Genomic DNA, 17445 nt, shown 5'->3' with positions numbered 1-17445 from the left:
TAAGGTAAAAAATAGCAGAAAATATGTTGAGTCACTATTTTATCAAACTTCAAAAACAACTTGCAACGAATTTTACAAACCACTTTATTTTAGACGTACTAATGATTGATAAAAAATTCAAACTGTTTTCAAACTGTTTTATGGTAAAAGGTATAAATAGAGCGATAATACTAGATAATCAGAGAAAAAACTTTTATATATTACCCAATCAAATAATTGATTTTATAAATGAATATTCAGGAAAGAGAATATATGATCTATTCCAAGATTTTAAAAATGACAAAGTTATTTTAAAGAAATATATTCGCTATTTTTTTAATAATGAATTAATTTTTACTGACAATGACACTAATTTATATCCACCAATAAGCAATAATTTTGATCGCCCTTATAAAATTGAAACTATAACTTTAGATTTAAATTTACCAATTTTAACTTTAAAAAACTTCTTCGAGGTTAAAGTTGATGATTTAGGTGTAAGCTGTTTAAAATTAATAACAGATGATTTTAATTTTAAAAAAATAGTAGATACACTTCATTTTGTTGATAAATCTAAAATTAAAACCATTGTAATTTTTATAAAATACAATATAGGTATAGAAACTGAATTAGTAAAGCTTAGAAAAAAAAATTCTAGAATCACTGAAATCATTTTTTATGATGTTGATAAAATAAATGATTCTGCAGTAAAGAAATTTATTTATGAAAAAAAATCATTAAGTGAAGTGCTTTCAATGAAGATTTATAATCATCATGATTTTGTATTAAGTATGGAAAATTTTAATGAATCTTTAATCTTTAATACTGCTTATAATAGAAGTATTTTTATTGACAGTGATGGAGACATAAAACGCCATATTGAGGATCAATCTATTTTTGGCAATATTGACATTACTAATTTAAATGATGTTGCTGATAATAAAGATGTGAGGGAATTTTGGGCAATTAATAAAGATAAAATTTTTGTCTGCAAGGATTGTGAGTTTCGCTACATCTGTCCAGATGGCAGTATTCCTTATAAGCTAAAGGAAACAGATCCATTTTATTCAACCAAAATAAACTGTAATTATGACCCGTATAAAAACCTTTGGAATAATGCATAGATTCTTTCATTTATTACTGTTGTTCTTATTCATTTCCTGTGGCTCAAACAAAAGCAAACTGTCTGATAGAAATTACTTTAATAGAAATTATTTTTACAATGATTCTTTGAAAGTGGGAATTGATTTTGATAAAAATATTCAATTTAGAGAAGCTTCTTTGAGTAAAGAAAAAGAGTTTAAGCAATTATTAAAGAATAATAATTTATCATCAAAAGACCTTTTTTTGGTTGCTGATGCAAAAGAAAAGGGCGTTGAGATGTATTTTTTCTATCAAAATGCACAAGTATCGAGTGTTAATTCAAACAATACTAAAACTATAGTTCCTGATGCGGTTAATAATACTTTCTTTTTCGAAAAGCAAAAAGGGAAAAGAAAGGTTTTAGGATTGGTAAAAACTAATGTTGTCAAGGATAATAGCGCTTCGATATTTGTTGCTGATTTACTGAATAAAATTGCTATCGATTCATTAAATAGATCAAAAATGTCATTTGTATCCATATTTGTGAAAAATTTTCCTTCTGTGCATCCCAATCCTCTTTTTGCAAGTAAAAAGTTGAAAACTGCGCCTCTAAAATCTGATGTGGGAAATGATGATAAATTCCAGTTCTTATCAACGGTTAATGCATCCATGTCTAATAATAAACTGTATGATTCCTTAATTGTAGATTACGAAAAAGAGCGCAAAGGAATTTTTAATTCAATTGTAGCCGATTTATCTAGCAAAGATGACGTTTATAAAGACCATGCTGTTTTTGGTAAAATTGCTGAAATAGCAAAAGAAAACCAAGTGATCATGCTGAATGAAGATCATTATTATCCAAAACATCGATTGTTTGCGATGGAATTATTAGAAACTCTGAAAGCAAATGGATATAGTTATTTGTCGTTAGAAGGTTTTAATATTGAAAGTCCAGGAAAGGAGTCAACTCCAAACTACCTGAATGGAATTTATGTGGGTGAGCCTTTTTTTGCTCACTTCATAAGGAAGGCAATCGCTTTAGGGTTTACTGTTTCAGGACATGAAAATTTTGAAAAAGGGATAGACAGAGAAATGGGTCAGGCAAAAAATATTATAAATATTTTAGAGAAAGACCCAAAGGCCAAAATCTTTGTATATGTGGGGCATCACCATATTGAAAAGAAAAATGAAGAGAGAAAATGGATGGCAGAATATTTTAAAGAACTGTCTGGAATTAATCCAATAACAATTAATCAAACAGTGATTTGTGCAGATACTAAACAGGACTTAATTTTAATTCCTCGTAAATATCTTGCTGGCACAACAAAAATAAAATCTTCTGCCGATTATTTTTTGGTTAACAACTTAAAGCCGAGTTTAAAAATAATATATCCGAATGCAATATTCAGAAAATCAGTCATTAAGGATAAAGGATTTTCGGCCTATAAAAATAAAGAAGTTTTAGTTGAAATAATTGATTTTAAAGAATTTGATTTGATGAAGAATTTGGCGATTCCAATTAAAAGCTTTTTAATTATTCCTAAAAATGAAACTATTAATTTTGAATTGCCAATTGGTAAATACCACATTTTTGTTAAAACTGACGATAATAAAACAATCTATGATGATGATATAATTATAAATTAATGACAAGATTTCCGTACTATCATCAATCCGACAAAAAAGATTGCGGTCCAACCTGCTTAAAAATAATAGCCAAGTATTATGGTAAAATAGTTAACATCCAAGCCCTACGTAATTATAGTGAAACAATCCGAGATGGCAGTAAGTTGGTGTTAATAAGTGACGCTGCTGAAAAAATAGGTTTTCGAACATTAGGAGTAAAGCTAAATTTAGCAAAACTTGATGAAGTTCCTCTCCCGTCAATACTGCATTGGAATAAAAACCACTATGTTGTTTTATATAAAATAAAAAAAGATAGGTATTTTATTTCTGATCCAGCATTTGGATTGATAGAGTACACTCCTGTAGAATTTTTGAAATTTTGGATTGGAAATAATGCCAATGAAACTACAGAAGAAGGAATTGCTTTATTACTAGAGCCTACACCAAAATTCTATCAAAGTGAATTTGATACAGAAGTAAGTAATAAATTTGGTTTTTCGCTTTTAGTTAAATACATATTGCCATATAAATCATTTATAACACAATTGATTATAGGGCTATTAGCTGGTAGTGTTTTACAGCTTATTTTTCCTTTTTTGACGCAAAGCATTGTAGATGTTGGAATACAAAACAGAAATATCCATTTTATCTATCTAGTTCTTTTTGCACAACTGTTTTTGTTTTTTGGAAAAACGGCTTTAGAACTAATAAGGAGCTGGATCTTATTGCATCTTTCGGCTCGAATCAACATTTCTTTAATCTCCGATTTCTTTATCAAATTAATGAATTTGCCGATTTCGTTTTTTGATGTGCGAATGACAGGTGACATTATGCAGCGTATTAACGATCATCATCGCATTGAGCGTATTTTGACTACATCTTCGCTCAATGTTTTGTTTTCACTAATCAATATGCTGATTATGGGTGGAGTTTTGGCCTATTATAATATCCAGATTTTTGTGGTTTTCTTTTTAGGAAGTTTTTTCTATTTTCTTTGGGTAATTCTTTTCTTGAAACGCAGAGAAAAACTCGATTACAAACGGTTTACGGAGACTAGCCAAGAGCAAAGTAAAGTGATTGAACTCATCAATGGCATGCAGGAAATAAAATTGCACAATGCCGAGAAGCAAAAACGTTGGGGTTGGGAGTACGTGCAGGCGCGACTATTTAAAGTGTCTATGAAAGGATTGGTGTTAGAACAAACCCAAACGGTAGGGTCTAATTTTATTAATGAATTAAAGAATATAATCATTATTTTCCTTTCGGCAAAATTAGTTATTGATGGAGAAATAACTCTAGGGATGATGATGGCCATAAGCAGTATAGTAGGAAGTTTGAATGGTCCAATTGTGCAATTAATCACTTTTATTCGTGAAGTGCAAGATGCGAAAATATCACTGGTCCGTTTGTCTGAAATACATGAAAAAGAAGACGAGATTCAACAAGAAGCCCATCAAACACATGACATACCTAAAGATTGTGATATCATCGTCAACGATTTATCTTTTCGCTATATTGGTTCTACTATTCCCGTTCTTAAAAATTTAAGTCTTACCATTCCTGCTCATAAAATTACTGCTATTGTGGGCACTAGTGGTAGCGGAAAGACCACTTTAATGAAATTATTATTGAAGTTCTACGAACCCAATAGTGGGAAGATTATCCTCACCTCCAGTCCCTCTCCTTTGGAGAGGGGAGCCAGCGTTGATTTGGGAAATCTTTCTCAAAAAACATGGCGTGCCAATATAGGAGCAGTAATGCAGGAGGGTTTTATTTTTAGTGATACGATAGCCAATAATATTGCTATTGGAGTTGATTTTATTGATAAAAAGAGGTTGATTTATGCTTCGGATGTTGCCAACATTGCCGAATACATTAATGGTTTGCCTTTGGGGTATAACACAAAAATAGGGATGGAAGGAGTAGGAATGAGTACCGGACAAAAACAACGATTGCTTATTGCCAGAGCAGTTTATAAAAACCCTGAAATGTTATTTTTTGATGAAGCGACATCGGCTTTAGATGCCAATAATGAAAAGGTTATTATGGAAAAACTGGATATTTTCTTCAAGAATAAAACCGTCGTGGTTATTGCACACCGATTAAGTACCGTTATGAATGCTGACCAAATTGTAGTTCTTGAGAAAGGTAAAATCATTGAAATAGGCAATCATAAAGAATTAGTAAAACAAAAAGGTAGTTATTATGAATTGGTTCGAAATCAGTTGCAGTTAGGTAATTAGGATCATAGATTGAGATTAATGATTTTAGAATTAAAAAAAATGAACAATGCCTAAAAATAAAGAGCTAGAACTCCGTAGCGAAGAAGTCCAAGAAATTCTTACCCGAATCCCCAATTGGATGATTCGTTGGGGTACGATAGTGGTTTCTGGAATCATTTTCATGTTACTTTTTTCTACATGGTTCATTAAATACCCCGATATTGTTTCTGCTCAAATTGTAATAACGACTAACATTCCCCCCGAAAAAGTTGTAGCCAAAACCACGGGTAAAATTGAAACTGTTTTGGTGCACGACAAAGCAATGGTTTTGGAAAATACCCCTCTTGCAATTATTCAAAATACGGCCAATTACCACGATGTTTTTTTATTAAAAAAAATGATGAAAACGAATGTTAGCGGAACTAATTTTGATTTTAAAGAACTCTCAACTGCCCAGCTAGGAGATATAGAAAGTGCATATGCAGGATTTCATGCCGCTTATATCGCCAATGAATTAAACGCTGATTTACGGCCTTATGAGGTAGAGGGGAATGCTCAAAACTCTGAGGGTGTTCAAATATCAGCTCGTTTGGATATTTTGCAGCAACAAAAAAGTTTGAATGAAATCGAACTGCTATTGCAAAAAAGTGATGTAAATAGATACGAAATCTTGTTCAATAAAGGAGTGATTTCGACTCAGGATTTTGAGAGTAAAAAACTGGGCTATCTTCAAGCGGAAAAAAGTTATAGAAGTTTGTTGAGCACAATTTCTCAATTGAAATCGACTTTGATTGACAATTCTAAAAATAGTAAAAGCAATAAAATTAACGAAACTAAGGAAGAAATCAATTTGGAAAGAAACAAAATTCAAGCATTTTATCAGTTAAAAAAAGTAATAAAAGATTGGGAATTAGCATATGTATTACAATCTTCGGTTACTGGTAAAGTTTCTTTTTTACAAATTTGGACCGCCAATCAAACAATTACTGCCGGTGATGCCATTTTTGCTGTAATTCCAACTTTGGAAAAAGGATATGTTGGAAAATTGAAAGCACCTGCGTTGAATTCAGGAAAAATACAAGTAGGACAAGCCGTAAATATTCGTTTAACTAATTTTCCGGACAGCCAATACGGAATGTTATGTGGAAAAATCAAGAATATTTCTTTAACACCAGATAAAGACGGAAATCTACTAATTGATGTATCCTTATCACAAAAACTAAAAACTTCCTATCACAAAACGATTCCGTTCCAACAAGAAATGACAGGGAGTGCTGAAATTGTCACAGAAGATTTACGTTTAATAGAACGCCTGTTGTATCAGTTTAGGGATATTTTTAGGAGGTAATTCATTCTATACTTTTTTTATTGGAATTTAAATCAGAATTTATAACTTCCAGTTTATCTCAAAATCTGGACTACATCCTTTGTTTTTTAATCTTAGTATTACAGTATCCTATCTGCTAAATATCCAAATGCTTTTTCGGGGAACCACGATGAGGTAGATAGCGGTAAAACACCGGATAATGATGATGGATTAAATAATGGGTTGAATTATTCAATAGTAGATATAAGTAAAATAGGTAGTAATGGAAGTATTGGGGATATTATTAGTAGAAATAATCATCTCATTACATATGATACAAACCCCCATGGTGAGGAAATAAAATATAAGTGATCTGAAAAATTGACTGCGGTAAACGATGCTTCTGGAAGTGGATATTGGGTCATTACACAATTTACAGATAACTTTTACGCTTTCAAAGTGACAACGACAGGTGTCAGTAGTACACCAGTAAAATCAACTGTTGGACCAAGTGTTCCTACTTTTGGGTATCGTAGGAATGCGATAGGATACCTAAAAGTATCACCGAATGGTGAAAAATTAGCAGCAGCATACGATCAAATTGATACGGCGACTAGTCCATATAATAATTATAAAGGGTCAGTATATATCTTTGATTTTGATGCGTTGACTGGAGCTGTTTTTAATCCCAAATTAATTCTTACTGAAGTTAAAGCCTATGGTGTTGAATTTTCTACTAATTCTAAAGTTCTCTATGCAAGCTTTAATTGTTCTGTAGATAATTCTTATCTGTTGGCACAATTTGATTTATTGAGCATAGACATTCCTAATTCAAAAACAGAAATTTTCAGCGGTAGTTATGGTATTGGAGCCTTACAATTAGCTCCCAATAAAAAAAATTATTATTGCACTTATAATCTAAATTCTTTAGCGATTATAAACAATCCCGATGTATTGGGGTTAGGGTGCAATTTTGATGAAGCTGGGCAACCGCTTGCCAATAATACAAGTCGGCTATTGGGATTACCACCATTTATCACCTCGTTTTTTGATGCTTTTTTTGATGTCAAAAAATTATGCTTTGGCGCTGCGACAGAATTCACTAAATGCAATACAAGCGATAACAGCAGCCAGCTCGGATCTTGGAGATGGAATTTCTTCGACTGATATAAGTCCAACGCATCAATATGCAACTGAGGGTACTTAAACAGCTTCGGTAACAGCAACTGGAATAACAGGTTCCACCACTAAAACCAAAGATATTGTAATCTCGAGTTCCCACCGCAACAACAACACAAAACTTGCTAATTTGTGATACTAATAATGATGGGTTATATGATTTTGATTTAACATCGCAAAACGCAACAATACTAAATGGACAAGATCCTAATTTATACACTATAAAATACTTTGCTAATGCGTCAGATTATGCCAATAATATAGCTATCGCCACGCCTACAGCCTATATGAATCAAAATGCATATCAATCTGAAAGTATTATAGCGGAAGTATCGAATAATGAAAATAGTACATGTAAAAGTACCACTTCTTTTTTTATTGACGTATTTGACGCTCCTAAACCCAATGTAGCAACTAATATTACGAATCTAAATAGCAGTGATAACACAAGTATAGGAACAGATACCGACGGTCGAGTGGTTTTCGATTTAACGCAAAGAGCAGCCGCTATTTGAATGGTCAATCGGCTACGCAATTTTCTCTTACTTATTTTAAAGATGCGGCTTTAACCCAAAGTATTGCAATCCCTACAGCATATCAGAATACAAATGCTACTGAAACAATTTATGTAAAAATGGTAAATAGGGACAATCCCAATTGTTCCGTGACTACCTCTTTTACCACTCAAGTTTTTGCTTTGCCTGTTATTACGGCCGTCGTTGATTTAAAACAATGCGATGATGATATTGATGGTTTTAGTATTTTTAACTTAGAAGAAGTAATTCCTAAAATAGCAAACAATGTTTCATCGGAAAACATCTCTTTTTTTAGAACGCAATCAGAAGCTCAAAGCAATTCTAATCCGATTGTAAACACTACGACTTATGTCAATCAAACAGTCAGTAATGATGCAGTTTATGTAAGAGTAAGCAATACAAATTCTTGTTTTAGAATAGCAAAATTGAATCTGATTGTTTCGACAACACAAATACCTTTGAATTTTACTCGTTCGTTCACGGAGTGTGATGATGCGGTTTCGGGGACTAATACCGATGGATTTACAACTTTTGATTTTAGCAGCGTAACGAATCAAATACAGGCCATCTTCCCGGTAGGACAGCAATTAGACATTACTTATTATAGAAACCAAAATGATGAATTAGCAGAAAAAAACTCCATCTCTAATATTGCGATTTACAGAAACATTGGATACCCTACTACCCAAAACATTTACATTCGTGTGGATAGTAGGTTGGATAATGATTGTTTGGGGTAAGGAAGCCATATTACTCTGAATGTTGAACGCATTCCTATTGCAAAATCGATTATAGAAACCCAATGTGATGATGATCAAGATGGGCTGTATGCTTTTGATACTTCTACAATCCAAACAGCTATTTTGAATGTGCTGACCAATGTTACTGTCACTTATTTGGACCAAAATAACAATCCGCTTTCAAGCCCATTACCAAACCCTTTTATAACAGGATCTCAAGTGTTAAAAGTGCGTGTAACTATTAATACAGTAACAGCCTGCTCTTTTGATTCAACAGTACAGTTTATCGTCTCTGATTTGCCTGAAGCATTTCCAGTTCCCGTAAGTTTAACAACTGTTTCCGATGATGAGACAGATCCGGCTTTGCAGGAATGGAAAATATGGGTTTGACACTTCAAACTTTCAAAATATTATTCTAAATGGACAAACAGAAATGACGGTTCGTTATTTTGATGGAAATAATAACCCGCTTTCTAGCCCTTTACCCAATCCGTTTGTTACGATAACGCAAAAGATAAGAGTAGAAGTAATTAATCCCTTAAACAACTCTTGTACCGCGGTTGTACTTATTCCCTTTGTCGTGAATCCAGTACCCAATATCAATTTAGAGGGAGATGAATTGGTATGTAGCATCTTGCCAACGTTTACAAAAATAATAGACCCAGGTATTCAAGACGGTAGTCCAACATAAGTTAAAGCTTAATTGGATTTGTTTTTAATTGTTCGAGCACGTAATCAGGAAATAGTCGCTGAATTCCAATTGGTCAAACACCTTTGATTTTTTTTAGAAACAGACTTGAATTATTTATAATAGTATAAGGAGTTAATTGATTTCATTTTTAAAAGGTTTAAGATTACATAAATTATATTGATTACTTCTTCAATACCAAATAAGTCAGACTAGGATCATGTAATAAACGTTCGATTTCAGACTGCATGATCTCTTGAATATCCTGTTTTATCTGCAAATAGTTTCGCTGGACCATTGCATTGTCAATCTTCCTAATCACGGCAATCTCTTGATAATTAGCTTCTTCTCTTTTTAGGGCATCGCGGTCATTAATAATTTCACAATGAAAGGCTTTTAATTCAATTTTGCAATCAGGATCATCGGCAACCATGCCTACAAATTCACCGGAACTTAGGGAAGAAATCTTAGATGGGGGCAAGGCTGATTCTAATTGTTTAGAACGGCTGATGGAGTTGTCACCGCTATTTATAGACAGACTTTCTCTGTCTTGCATAATTTTTCCAAAACGTTCTGACAATTGTTTGGCGGTGTCACCAGTAACTTGACCGCTGACGATGTTTCCGGTGATATTCGTAATCACATCTGCATGTTCGCGACCGTAATCTTTACGAAGCTGACTGAAGTCTTGAATTCCCAAGCAGGTGGCTACCTTATTACTTCGGGCTGTAGCAATGAGGCTGTCCATATTGTTCAGATAAATAGTCGGAAACTCATCGAAGATCAGGCTGCTTTTCAGTTTCCCTTTTTGATTCACCAACTTGATTAAACGGGAAACGTACAAGGATAATACAGCACCATAAATTTGAATTTTTTGAGGGTTATTGCCCATGCAGACAATCTTTGGTTCAGCTGGATTATTAATGTCTAATGTAAAGTCATTCCCAGATAATACATAATACAATTGAGGTGATGAAAGTCTTGCCATGGCAATCTTAGCGGAAGCAATTTGTCCCTCTAATTGTTCCATGGCATCATTGAGATAAGCATTTATGAATGGATTAATGAGTACTTCTATTTCCTTTTCCGTCCGCAATATCGTAAACAAACTGTCATAGTCGAGTTGCATTAGCTCAATGACATGAGGCAGCGTACAGAACTGGCCATCCTTGTATTTCCTCAAATACCATATTATAGCAGTCAAGAAATTAATAGGTGATTCGACAAAAAAGTCGCCCTGTCTTTTGATCCATTCCTTATTTAAACCCAGAAAAGTAGTTCGCGCTGATTCCGCTGCATCTGTGATGTCCGTCATAGCAGAAGGCTCCAAGGGATTGCATCGATGGGTGCGGGCCAAGTCATCAAAATTGATCACATAAAACTGGGGTGGAATAGGATAGAGGTGCTTGTATTTAAGCCAGGTATTATAGGTGATTTTGGAAAGGTCATCAAACTTAAAATCATAAATAAACATCGTAAACCCTTTTCGAATGTGCTGAGTAATAACATGACGAATTACAAAATAGGATTTACCCGATCCGGGTGTACCCAAAACCATTAAAGCCCGAAAGGGATTGATGATATTGATCCAGCTGTTTCGAACTTTATCTTTCAAATAATAACGCGCCGGAAGATTGATGGAATATTCATTTTCCAGTAATCGTTCTTCCTGGGGAAAGGTTTCATTTTCTTTGTTAAAAATATCTTTGTTATTCAACCTGTTTTTTATCATTCGAGAGAGTAATGTCCCTCCCGAAAGCATCAATAAAAATCCGATAGTCGTACTACCTATATAAATAATTGCTATTGCAGTAGTATCTGTTTTCACGAACATCAATAGGTAGCTTAAAAAGTAAAGTAACATACCTGTTATGATATAGGCAATAGCTGTTTTATGATTCAGTTTTTCGTCTTTACGGCCTTTTGCTCCAAGCAAAGAAATCAACAAAAAACCTAAAGTAAAAATCTTAGATTTATGAAAATAACTGAACAATCCAGTATGTTGAATGTTGCCCAATATTTTATCAATGAATCTGCTCACAAAACCCCACTGTTGAAATGCAGTATAGCAGTAATAATAAAAATGGAGCAGTAAAAGTGCGATACTGATGAGTCGTGTCATATCAAGAATTTTCCGCAATGCCTGTTCGTTTTCTCCAGTTTGCATAGCCATAATAATATCATTTATTGGTTATTAGATTGTCCTTTTCGTCTCTTCTTTTTCCGCTTCCCTTTAAGTTGATTTGGCAGATAAGAGGAATCATTTTCTGTCTGCGTGACTGCGGTTACTATTTTCTCTACTACGTTAGTTGATTCAACTGCTCCATTCGCTTTTGAACCATTATCGATTGAAGAATCGCTAACTTCTTTTGGATTTACTCCTGGTTTAGGTTCTTCCGATTTTTTAATTTTAGAAACGGTTGTTTTTTGATTTTCGACCTCATATAAACCACAGCGTTCCTGAATGGCTTTTGCACTATATGATTTTCCCAAAGCACTTCCGTTAAATACACATTGCGTTTGGTGGTCTACATACGTGATACCGTATAGTAAACCTTCTGCGTTTTGTCTAAAGACTATATTGATTCCGGATAGTTCTACTATTTTTGCTAATTCCTGAATCGACATTTTTTTGTTGTCCAATAATGCAATATCAATCGCATTTTTTATTCTTGACTTATAGGGCGTCCTTGCCTTTTCATTTGGAATAAATCGTTCTTCTAAAAATTTTAGCGTTGGTTTGCTGTAAAAATCGCTGGCTTTAATAGGAACACCTATCTTATTGCCACCTTCATCCAGTATGCGATACACCAATCCTCTATTTTGAAAAATCCTTGAATTTTCGTTGCCTCTGTCCGCTACTACATTATACTGCTGAAGTACCGCATTAAATTCCGGCAGGCTCGTGTATTTATAATTTTGAAGTACCTTATCCAATAGATTGGTTATGGCCCGTTTGGTTTCAGTACGTCCATATTCCACTTTATTCGCATCAACTGGTTTTGCGACTAATTCTTTTTCTCGTTTATGCTTCTCCGCTGGAACCAATCCATAAGTTATTTCAATTTCTTTTCTAGCTTTCTCGGATTGGTTTCGACCAATATTCTGCATGTCAATACGGCTGCCGTCATCCCTGACTTTTAGAGAAATTATATGTATGTGGGGATGTCCAGCATCATGATGTTGATACACTAGGTAGGGTTGTTCTTTAAAACCAATTTTCGCCATATACGTATCCGCTATTTCCATTAGTTTCTCTTTTGGAGTTCCTTTTTCAGTCACATCAAAATTGAGCGAAATATGCACGCTGTTGCGTTTCACATTTTCATTTAAATCAGCCTGTTTTATGAACCGGTTTAGTTTCATGGGGAAGGCCATTTTTTCAATATCAACCGGGTAATTTCCGGCTCCAATGCATTCTGCTGCTCCCTGCTGAACTTTGTTTTCATTGTAGTTCAAAATGCGATTTATGGAGTGTCCCGTTTTGATTATTGCAACCATGATTCCGCAAATTTTTGAATGTGTTTTTTGATTTCATCAACCTTATTAAAAAGTATCTTTTTTTCCAATTCATAGCTGAGAAGCCAGTGCTTAAAATCGGCAATCTGATGCAGCGTATGCAGTTTTTTCACGGCCTGATTAAAGTTGTTGCCGATAGCATTAAGTTCCACTCTCAAACGAATCATTTCTGCCATAAAATCATCTTGGGATTGATTTCGATAGGTATTGACGATAGGTTTCTGTAAAAGATTTTTTCGGGCATAATCGCTTAGTTTTCGGCAAGTAGATTTATTAAACTCCTTCATTATCTTTTGATATTCATCAGGGGTTAACCGCAGATGAAACCACTTTGTTCGGTTGTTTTTCTCTTTCATCATCTCTCATTTTATTGTTTTTAAAGTCTTTTCATCTTTTAGTGTCACTGCCCACGAGTTCCGAGTGAATAGGCAGCAAGATATCGGTTGTGATACAACCGGACATCTTGCCGATTGCAGGAACGTTGCAATCTTCCTGATACTTTTAACGTCTATTAGAATTTTCAATAGTTCTAAAATGCTTAAAAAGCAGATTTCTCATTTATAGCCTCTTTTTAAAATCTGATATAGTAAAAATGTTATTTTGAAGATTAAGGAGGACTACTGATATAATCATTAAAATTTTATAGTTTTTGTAAAGGGTATTTTCATCCTAACATTTAGTATTCAAGGAAAGTGCACGCTGAGTATAATTTTGTACTGTTATATCCTAGTAATCACATAACCGGTTTGGTTCACAATTTTCGATCAAGGGGCGTGCTCTTTCAAAGCAAGAAATCGATTTTAAAGCAACAAAGTCCTGACTGTTTTCAGGAAGGTTTTTGTTACTGTCTTTAAAGAAAAAAGTGTCTATTAGAATGTATTTTTAAATTCATTACTCCAATCAGATGCGAAGTTAAGGAAGCGGTATGGATCTAACCTATCATAGGTATATTTTGCCCATGATAATTTAGAACCTGCTTTATATCTTTGTAGTAGTAAATTATTAATTAAAACGTGAAAATTATGCTTACAACAAATGATGTGGCCAAAGTGTTTGATACGATATTGAGCACGCCTGGGATGAATGAGATAGTGAAAATAGATTTGAAAATTTCACGAAAAAATGTACTGTTATTAAACCATGTCATTGAGCGTGGCTTGTCTGCTAAAGATGACGACAAATCTTTGTCGCTTTTAGGTAGTGTTACTGAAGAGAGTTTACAAGAATTAAAAGTGTTAGCAGACGAATGCCTACAGAAAGCCGGGCTTATAGAATTGAGCGAAAAACTTAATACATTGGGCGACGGGAAGTAAACAAAAAGCCGCCAGTCAATTATTAATAGAGTAATAAAGTGGGTTACCCATTGATTGGCGGTTTTCGTATAACATCTACATACTATTAAAAATCTGGATATTATTTTAGCACTCCACTAAAAGAGTAGTAAGGTAAATTGACATGTTTTTTCTAAATCGGAATACATTCTATTTGGTCTGCAGTGTACCCATAAATTCCATTGAGAAATTATCTTTCGCCTGAATGTAAGCAATTTTTGGAATCACTTTGGCTCCCAATTTTCTCTTTTCAAATGTGGCGGTAATTCCAAAATCAATTCTTTTATAACTAAGTTCCTGTGCCCGTTTAATTCCCTGAAATAAAAGTTGGCGGTATAAGCTGAATTTTTTGGGAACTGCATAATCCATACCAATTAATGAGGGGACATATGTTTGATCTAAGTTTTTGTAACAGAAAAGAATTCCGACTAGAGGACTTACATTTTGTGTCTCTTCGGTATTCTTTAGATGCAGCAATATAAATTCCCAATGGGGATTAGTGGTCATTTTTTCAAAGACATCGATAGAATGTGTAAAGGTATTAACGGCATAATTATTATTTTTTACATTCTTGTATAACTGATACCCTTGTATAATTTCATTAGGAGTCAATTGTTCTTTTATGGTGATATCAAACGCTTTTTCAAAAGGTAAAATCTCTTTCGTAAAATGTTTTTTTGAACGAGCCGAAAGGGTAGAGGTAAATTCCTCAATAGTATTCCAGCTGACATTTTGGATGATGCAGGTTTCGGGCATGTTTATTTTTATAAATCCATGATTGTGGAACATACGATTCAGTTCCACGTCTTCATCAAAATCCCTTAACACCAGCATGTCTGCGTTTAAATTCTGGTTCAGCATTTCGACTTGTTCTGAAAGTAATTCGACTGCATCTTTAGACAAAGGATGTGCCTTATTGATGTAACAATGATTTCCTTCAGTGAAAAGCGAACCCATACCTAAAACTTTTGAGGTCAGGTAGAAAGGATTTCGGATTCTTTTTTCTTCAAGCTGGAGTGAAACAGACTCGGGGGCAAGCATGTCATCTTTCCATAACCCAAAGGTGAAAAAAGTTGCCAGTAGTGGAACGTTGTTGTTATCGCTAATTATGTAATAGTGAAAACTCCAATTATTTTTAGGATCTGCAGAATTTTTAAAAGCATCTTCCAGAAAACAAAGTCCATCCCAATCAAATATACTTTGTCCGCCTAGAAGCGTATTCCAAGTGGCCCTATCAAGTTGTTTTATCGATGTTTCATATTGAAGATTGAGTGAAGATTGTGGAACCAATTTTTCTTTTTTCTGCGTTATTTTAGAAATGCCAAATGCCATTGAAACTTTATTCATGGTGTTGGAAGTTTCTTCTAGCGCTTTTGGAAAATGGTATTCCAAAGCCTGAACAAGTCCTTTTATATCTTCTTCCTGATTATTGCGAGAAACTGTAATACGGATCCCCGAATTTTTTACCGGTACAGCTGGATATAGCCCTGGATTAACAAAATATCCTTCGTTGAAAAGGCGTTGCACTAAACGATAAGCGGTTAATGGCATTGCTGTTCCAAGGAAAAAAACGGGAGAGCTATTTGGAGCTATCATCGGAAGCGATGTTGCTTTAATAATTGAATTGAAATACGTGATTTTTTGCGCCAGTTCATCCTGTAAAATAATAATTTCTGGGGAAAGATGAATATCGGCTGAAGCCGATGCAGCAGCCACGGATGCAGGCTCCAATTGGGCTGAAAAAGTAAGAGGCCCTCCAAAATTCTTAATTCTCTCCCGCAATTTAGTATCGGAGGTTATAAAGACTGCCCCGCTGGCACCAAAGGTCTTGCTTAAGGTACCGACAATCATGATGTTTTCCGGCAATTCTTTTAGAATATCAAGGACATATCCTGTGCCATTTTTGCCCTTCCAACTCATTCCATGTACATCATCAAAATAGAGTTGTAACTGCGCATATTTTTTGCATAGTTGCAGTAGATCTTTTATCGGGGCATAATCGCCAAACATGGAATAAACACCATCAGCCATATACCATATTTTTTTACATTTGGAAGACAACTCTTTTATCTTCTCTTCCAGCATTTGAAGGTTATTGTGCCGAATCATCTCGACAGGAATCTCTCTTAATTTCAAAAGTTGGCAGGCGTTCTGCACACTCCAATGTACTTGATGATCCAATAGGACTCCATCTTCATCTCGTATTGCAGTTGGTATGACCGCGAAATGTCCAAGGGTACTGTTCTTGGTTACAATTCCAGGCACGCCATACATAGCCTCAATTTTGTTTTCCAGTTCGTGATATAATGGATGAGAAATGTACGTTTTAGAAAGCGGGAATTGGGTACCGTATTTCGTAATAGCGGAAATTGCCGCAGCTTTTAGCCTATGGTCGTATTCAAGTCCAAGATAACTGGTAGTGGCAAAATGAAACATCTCTTTTGCATTTATTTGAATGGTGCGCCCACTTAGTATTTTGTCTTCAGCATAGAGATGGATAGCCCCTTCATTTTTTGCTGCTGATAACATTTCATCTACAGTATCGATAAAATTATTGTGTTTTATTTTTGCCATTATTGCTTCATTTTAGTTACTAAACAGTATGATTTTTAAAATCTGTATTACTGATTTAAAACCTTTAAAGTTCTGAATTTAAAAGGGTAGAATGGAAGACCCCATGTAGATAATCCTGATTTGATATGTAAAAATCCTGAATTGATAAGCAAAACAAAAAATGATTGTTTACCATTACATTTTACCTTTTTTTGACAACTAACCTTAGAAAAGGAATTGCTAATTTGGCAGGTCATAATAAAAGATCAGAAACTATGGATGGGTATTTTGAAAACGAATTTGCGATATTCTGGATTAGTGAGAGCATACTTTTTTTTGAGTACAAGCCTGATGTTGTCATTGATTTGGTGGCAGCGCAGCGTATTGTAGCAGACAGAATACAAATGCAAAAAGAGAAGGCCTATCCGGTTTTATGTGACATCAGAGGTATCGCAGATTCTGACAAAGCCGCCAGAGATTATTTGGCACAACATGGCTCTGTTCTGGCTAAAGCCGTTAGTATATTGGTACATCAAAGTGTGTCGATTTTAATGATTTCATTTTATCTTAAAATCAGCAAGCCTCAAGTGCCAACTAGGATATTTACAGATAAGTCAGACGCATTGGAATTTTTGAAAGCTTTCATCTAGGATTAAAATTTTTAACAAGTAAATTAATGAAAA

15 protein-coding genes are annotated in these 17445 nt (G+C 34.3%); 11 read left to right on the top strand and 4 right to left on the bottom strand.

The features are described 5' to 3' along the window. The first annotated feature begins 23 nt into the window (after positions 1-23). From gwsS to BUC23_RS14480, 9 genes are all read left to right on the top strand, one after another. Positions 24-1103: a grasp-with-spasm system SPASM domain peptide maturase gene (gene gwsS / locus BUC23_RS14520; RefSeq protein ID WP_084538362.1), complete on the top strand. Its 1080-nt coding sequence runs from the start codon at positions 24-26 to the stop codon at positions 1101-1103. Beyond that, positions 1096-2709, top strand: a complete 1614-nt coding sequence (locus tag BUC23_RS14515; protein ID WP_139259903.1) for a hypothetical protein — start codon at positions 1096-1098, stop codon at positions 2707-2709. The genes gwsS and BUC23_RS14515 overlap by 8 nt, the downstream gene beginning before the upstream one ends. Next, a complete protein-coding gene (locus BUC23_RS14510) occupies positions 2709-4931 on the top strand; it encodes a peptidase domain-containing ABC transporter (RefSeq protein ID WP_073210664.1) in 2223 nt (740 codons plus the stop codon). Before BUC23_RS14515 ends, BUC23_RS14510 begins: the two co-directional genes overlap by 1 nt. Before the next feature lie 46 nt (positions 4932-4977). Then, positions 4978-6258: an HlyD family secretion protein gene (locus BUC23_RS14505; RefSeq protein ID WP_073210662.1), complete on the top strand. Its 1281-nt coding sequence runs from the start codon at positions 4978-4980 to the stop codon at positions 6256-6258. A 339-nt stretch (positions 6259-6597) separates the two neighbouring features. Continuing rightward, positions 6598-7383: a hypothetical protein gene (locus BUC23_RS14500; protein ID WP_073210660.1), complete on the top strand. Its 786-nt coding sequence runs from the start codon at positions 6598-6600 to the stop codon at positions 7381-7383. 134 nt (positions 7384-7517) lie between these two features. Next, positions 7518-7910, top strand: coding sequence for a hypothetical protein (locus BUC23_RS14495; protein WP_073210658.1), 393 nt, complete (start codon positions 7518-7520; stop codon positions 7908-7910). Continuing rightward, positions 7907-8671: a hypothetical protein gene (locus BUC23_RS14490; protein WP_073210656.1), complete on the top strand. Its 765-nt coding sequence runs from the start codon at positions 7907-7909 to the stop codon at positions 8669-8671. The genes BUC23_RS14495 and BUC23_RS14490 overlap by 4 nt, the downstream gene beginning before the upstream one ends. A 123-nt stretch (positions 8672-8794) precedes the next feature. Next, on the top strand, positions 8795-9061 hold the full coding sequence (locus BUC23_RS14485) for a hypothetical protein (protein ID WP_073210654.1): 267 nt from the start codon (positions 8795-8797) through the stop codon (positions 9059-9061). Continuing rightward, complete coding sequence (locus BUC23_RS14480) at positions 9015-9362, top strand: hypothetical protein (protein WP_139259901.1); 348 nt, start codon at positions 9015-9017, stop codon at positions 9360-9362. Before BUC23_RS14485 ends, BUC23_RS14480 begins: the two co-directional genes overlap by 47 nt. 181 nt (positions 9363-9543) lie before the next feature. On the opposite strand, the gene mobC is transcribed toward BUC23_RS14480, so the two are convergent. Genes mobC through BUC23_RS14465 form a run of 3 tightly spaced genes read right to left on the bottom strand, consistent with a single transcriptional unit; the run spans position 9544 to position 13237 of the window. Further along, positions 9544-11526 (bottom strand): conjugal transfer protein MobC, encoded by a 1983-nt coding sequence (gene mobC, locus BUC23_RS14475; RefSeq protein WP_073210746.1) that lies wholly within the window; start codon positions 11524-11526, stop codon positions 9544-9546. Between the two features lie 17 nt (positions 11527-11543). After that, positions 11544-12860: a relaxase/mobilization nuclease domain-containing protein gene (locus tag BUC23_RS14470; RefSeq protein WP_073210650.1), complete on the bottom strand. Its 1317-nt coding sequence runs from the start codon at positions 12858-12860 to the stop codon at positions 11544-11546. Beyond that, positions 12848-13237 carry a plasmid mobilization protein gene (locus tag BUC23_RS14465; RefSeq protein ID WP_073210649.1) on the bottom strand — a complete coding sequence of 130 codons (390 nt, stop codon included), beginning with the start codon at positions 13235-13237 and terminating at the stop codon, positions 12848-12850. Before BUC23_RS14465 ends, BUC23_RS14470 begins: the two co-directional genes overlap by 13 nt. Before the next feature lie 663 nt (positions 13238-13900). Between BUC23_RS14465 and BUC23_RS14460 the strand changes: the two genes are divergently transcribed. After that, positions 13901-14191 (top strand): hypothetical protein, encoded by a 291-nt coding sequence (locus tag BUC23_RS14460; RefSeq protein WP_073210647.1) that lies wholly within the window; start codon positions 13901-13903, stop codon positions 14189-14191. 168 nt (positions 14192-14359) lie between these two features. Here BUC23_RS14460 and BUC23_RS14455 read toward each other — a convergent pair whose 3' ends face one another. After that, positions 14360-16783 (bottom strand): aminotransferase class I/II-fold pyridoxal phosphate-dependent enzyme, encoded by a 2424-nt coding sequence (locus BUC23_RS14455; protein ID WP_073210645.1) that lies wholly within the window; start codon positions 16781-16783, stop codon positions 14360-14362. Between the two features lie 191 nt (positions 16784-16974). On the opposite strand from BUC23_RS14455, the gene BUC23_RS14450 reads away from it, so the two are divergent. Then, a complete protein-coding gene (locus tag BUC23_RS14450; RefSeq protein WP_244153814.1) occupies positions 16975-17412 on the top strand; it encodes a DUF7793 family protein in 438 nt (145 codons plus the stop codon). Positions 17413-17445: the final 33 nt, after the last annotated feature.

Source organism: Flavobacterium xinjiangense, assembly GCF_900142885.1.
Lineage (GTDB): Bacteria > Bacteroidota > Bacteroidia > Flavobacteriales > Flavobacteriaceae > Flavobacterium > Flavobacterium xinjiangense.
Note: the sequence above shows the minus strand (reverse complement) of the source record. Positions and strands in the feature narration are given on the sequence as shown.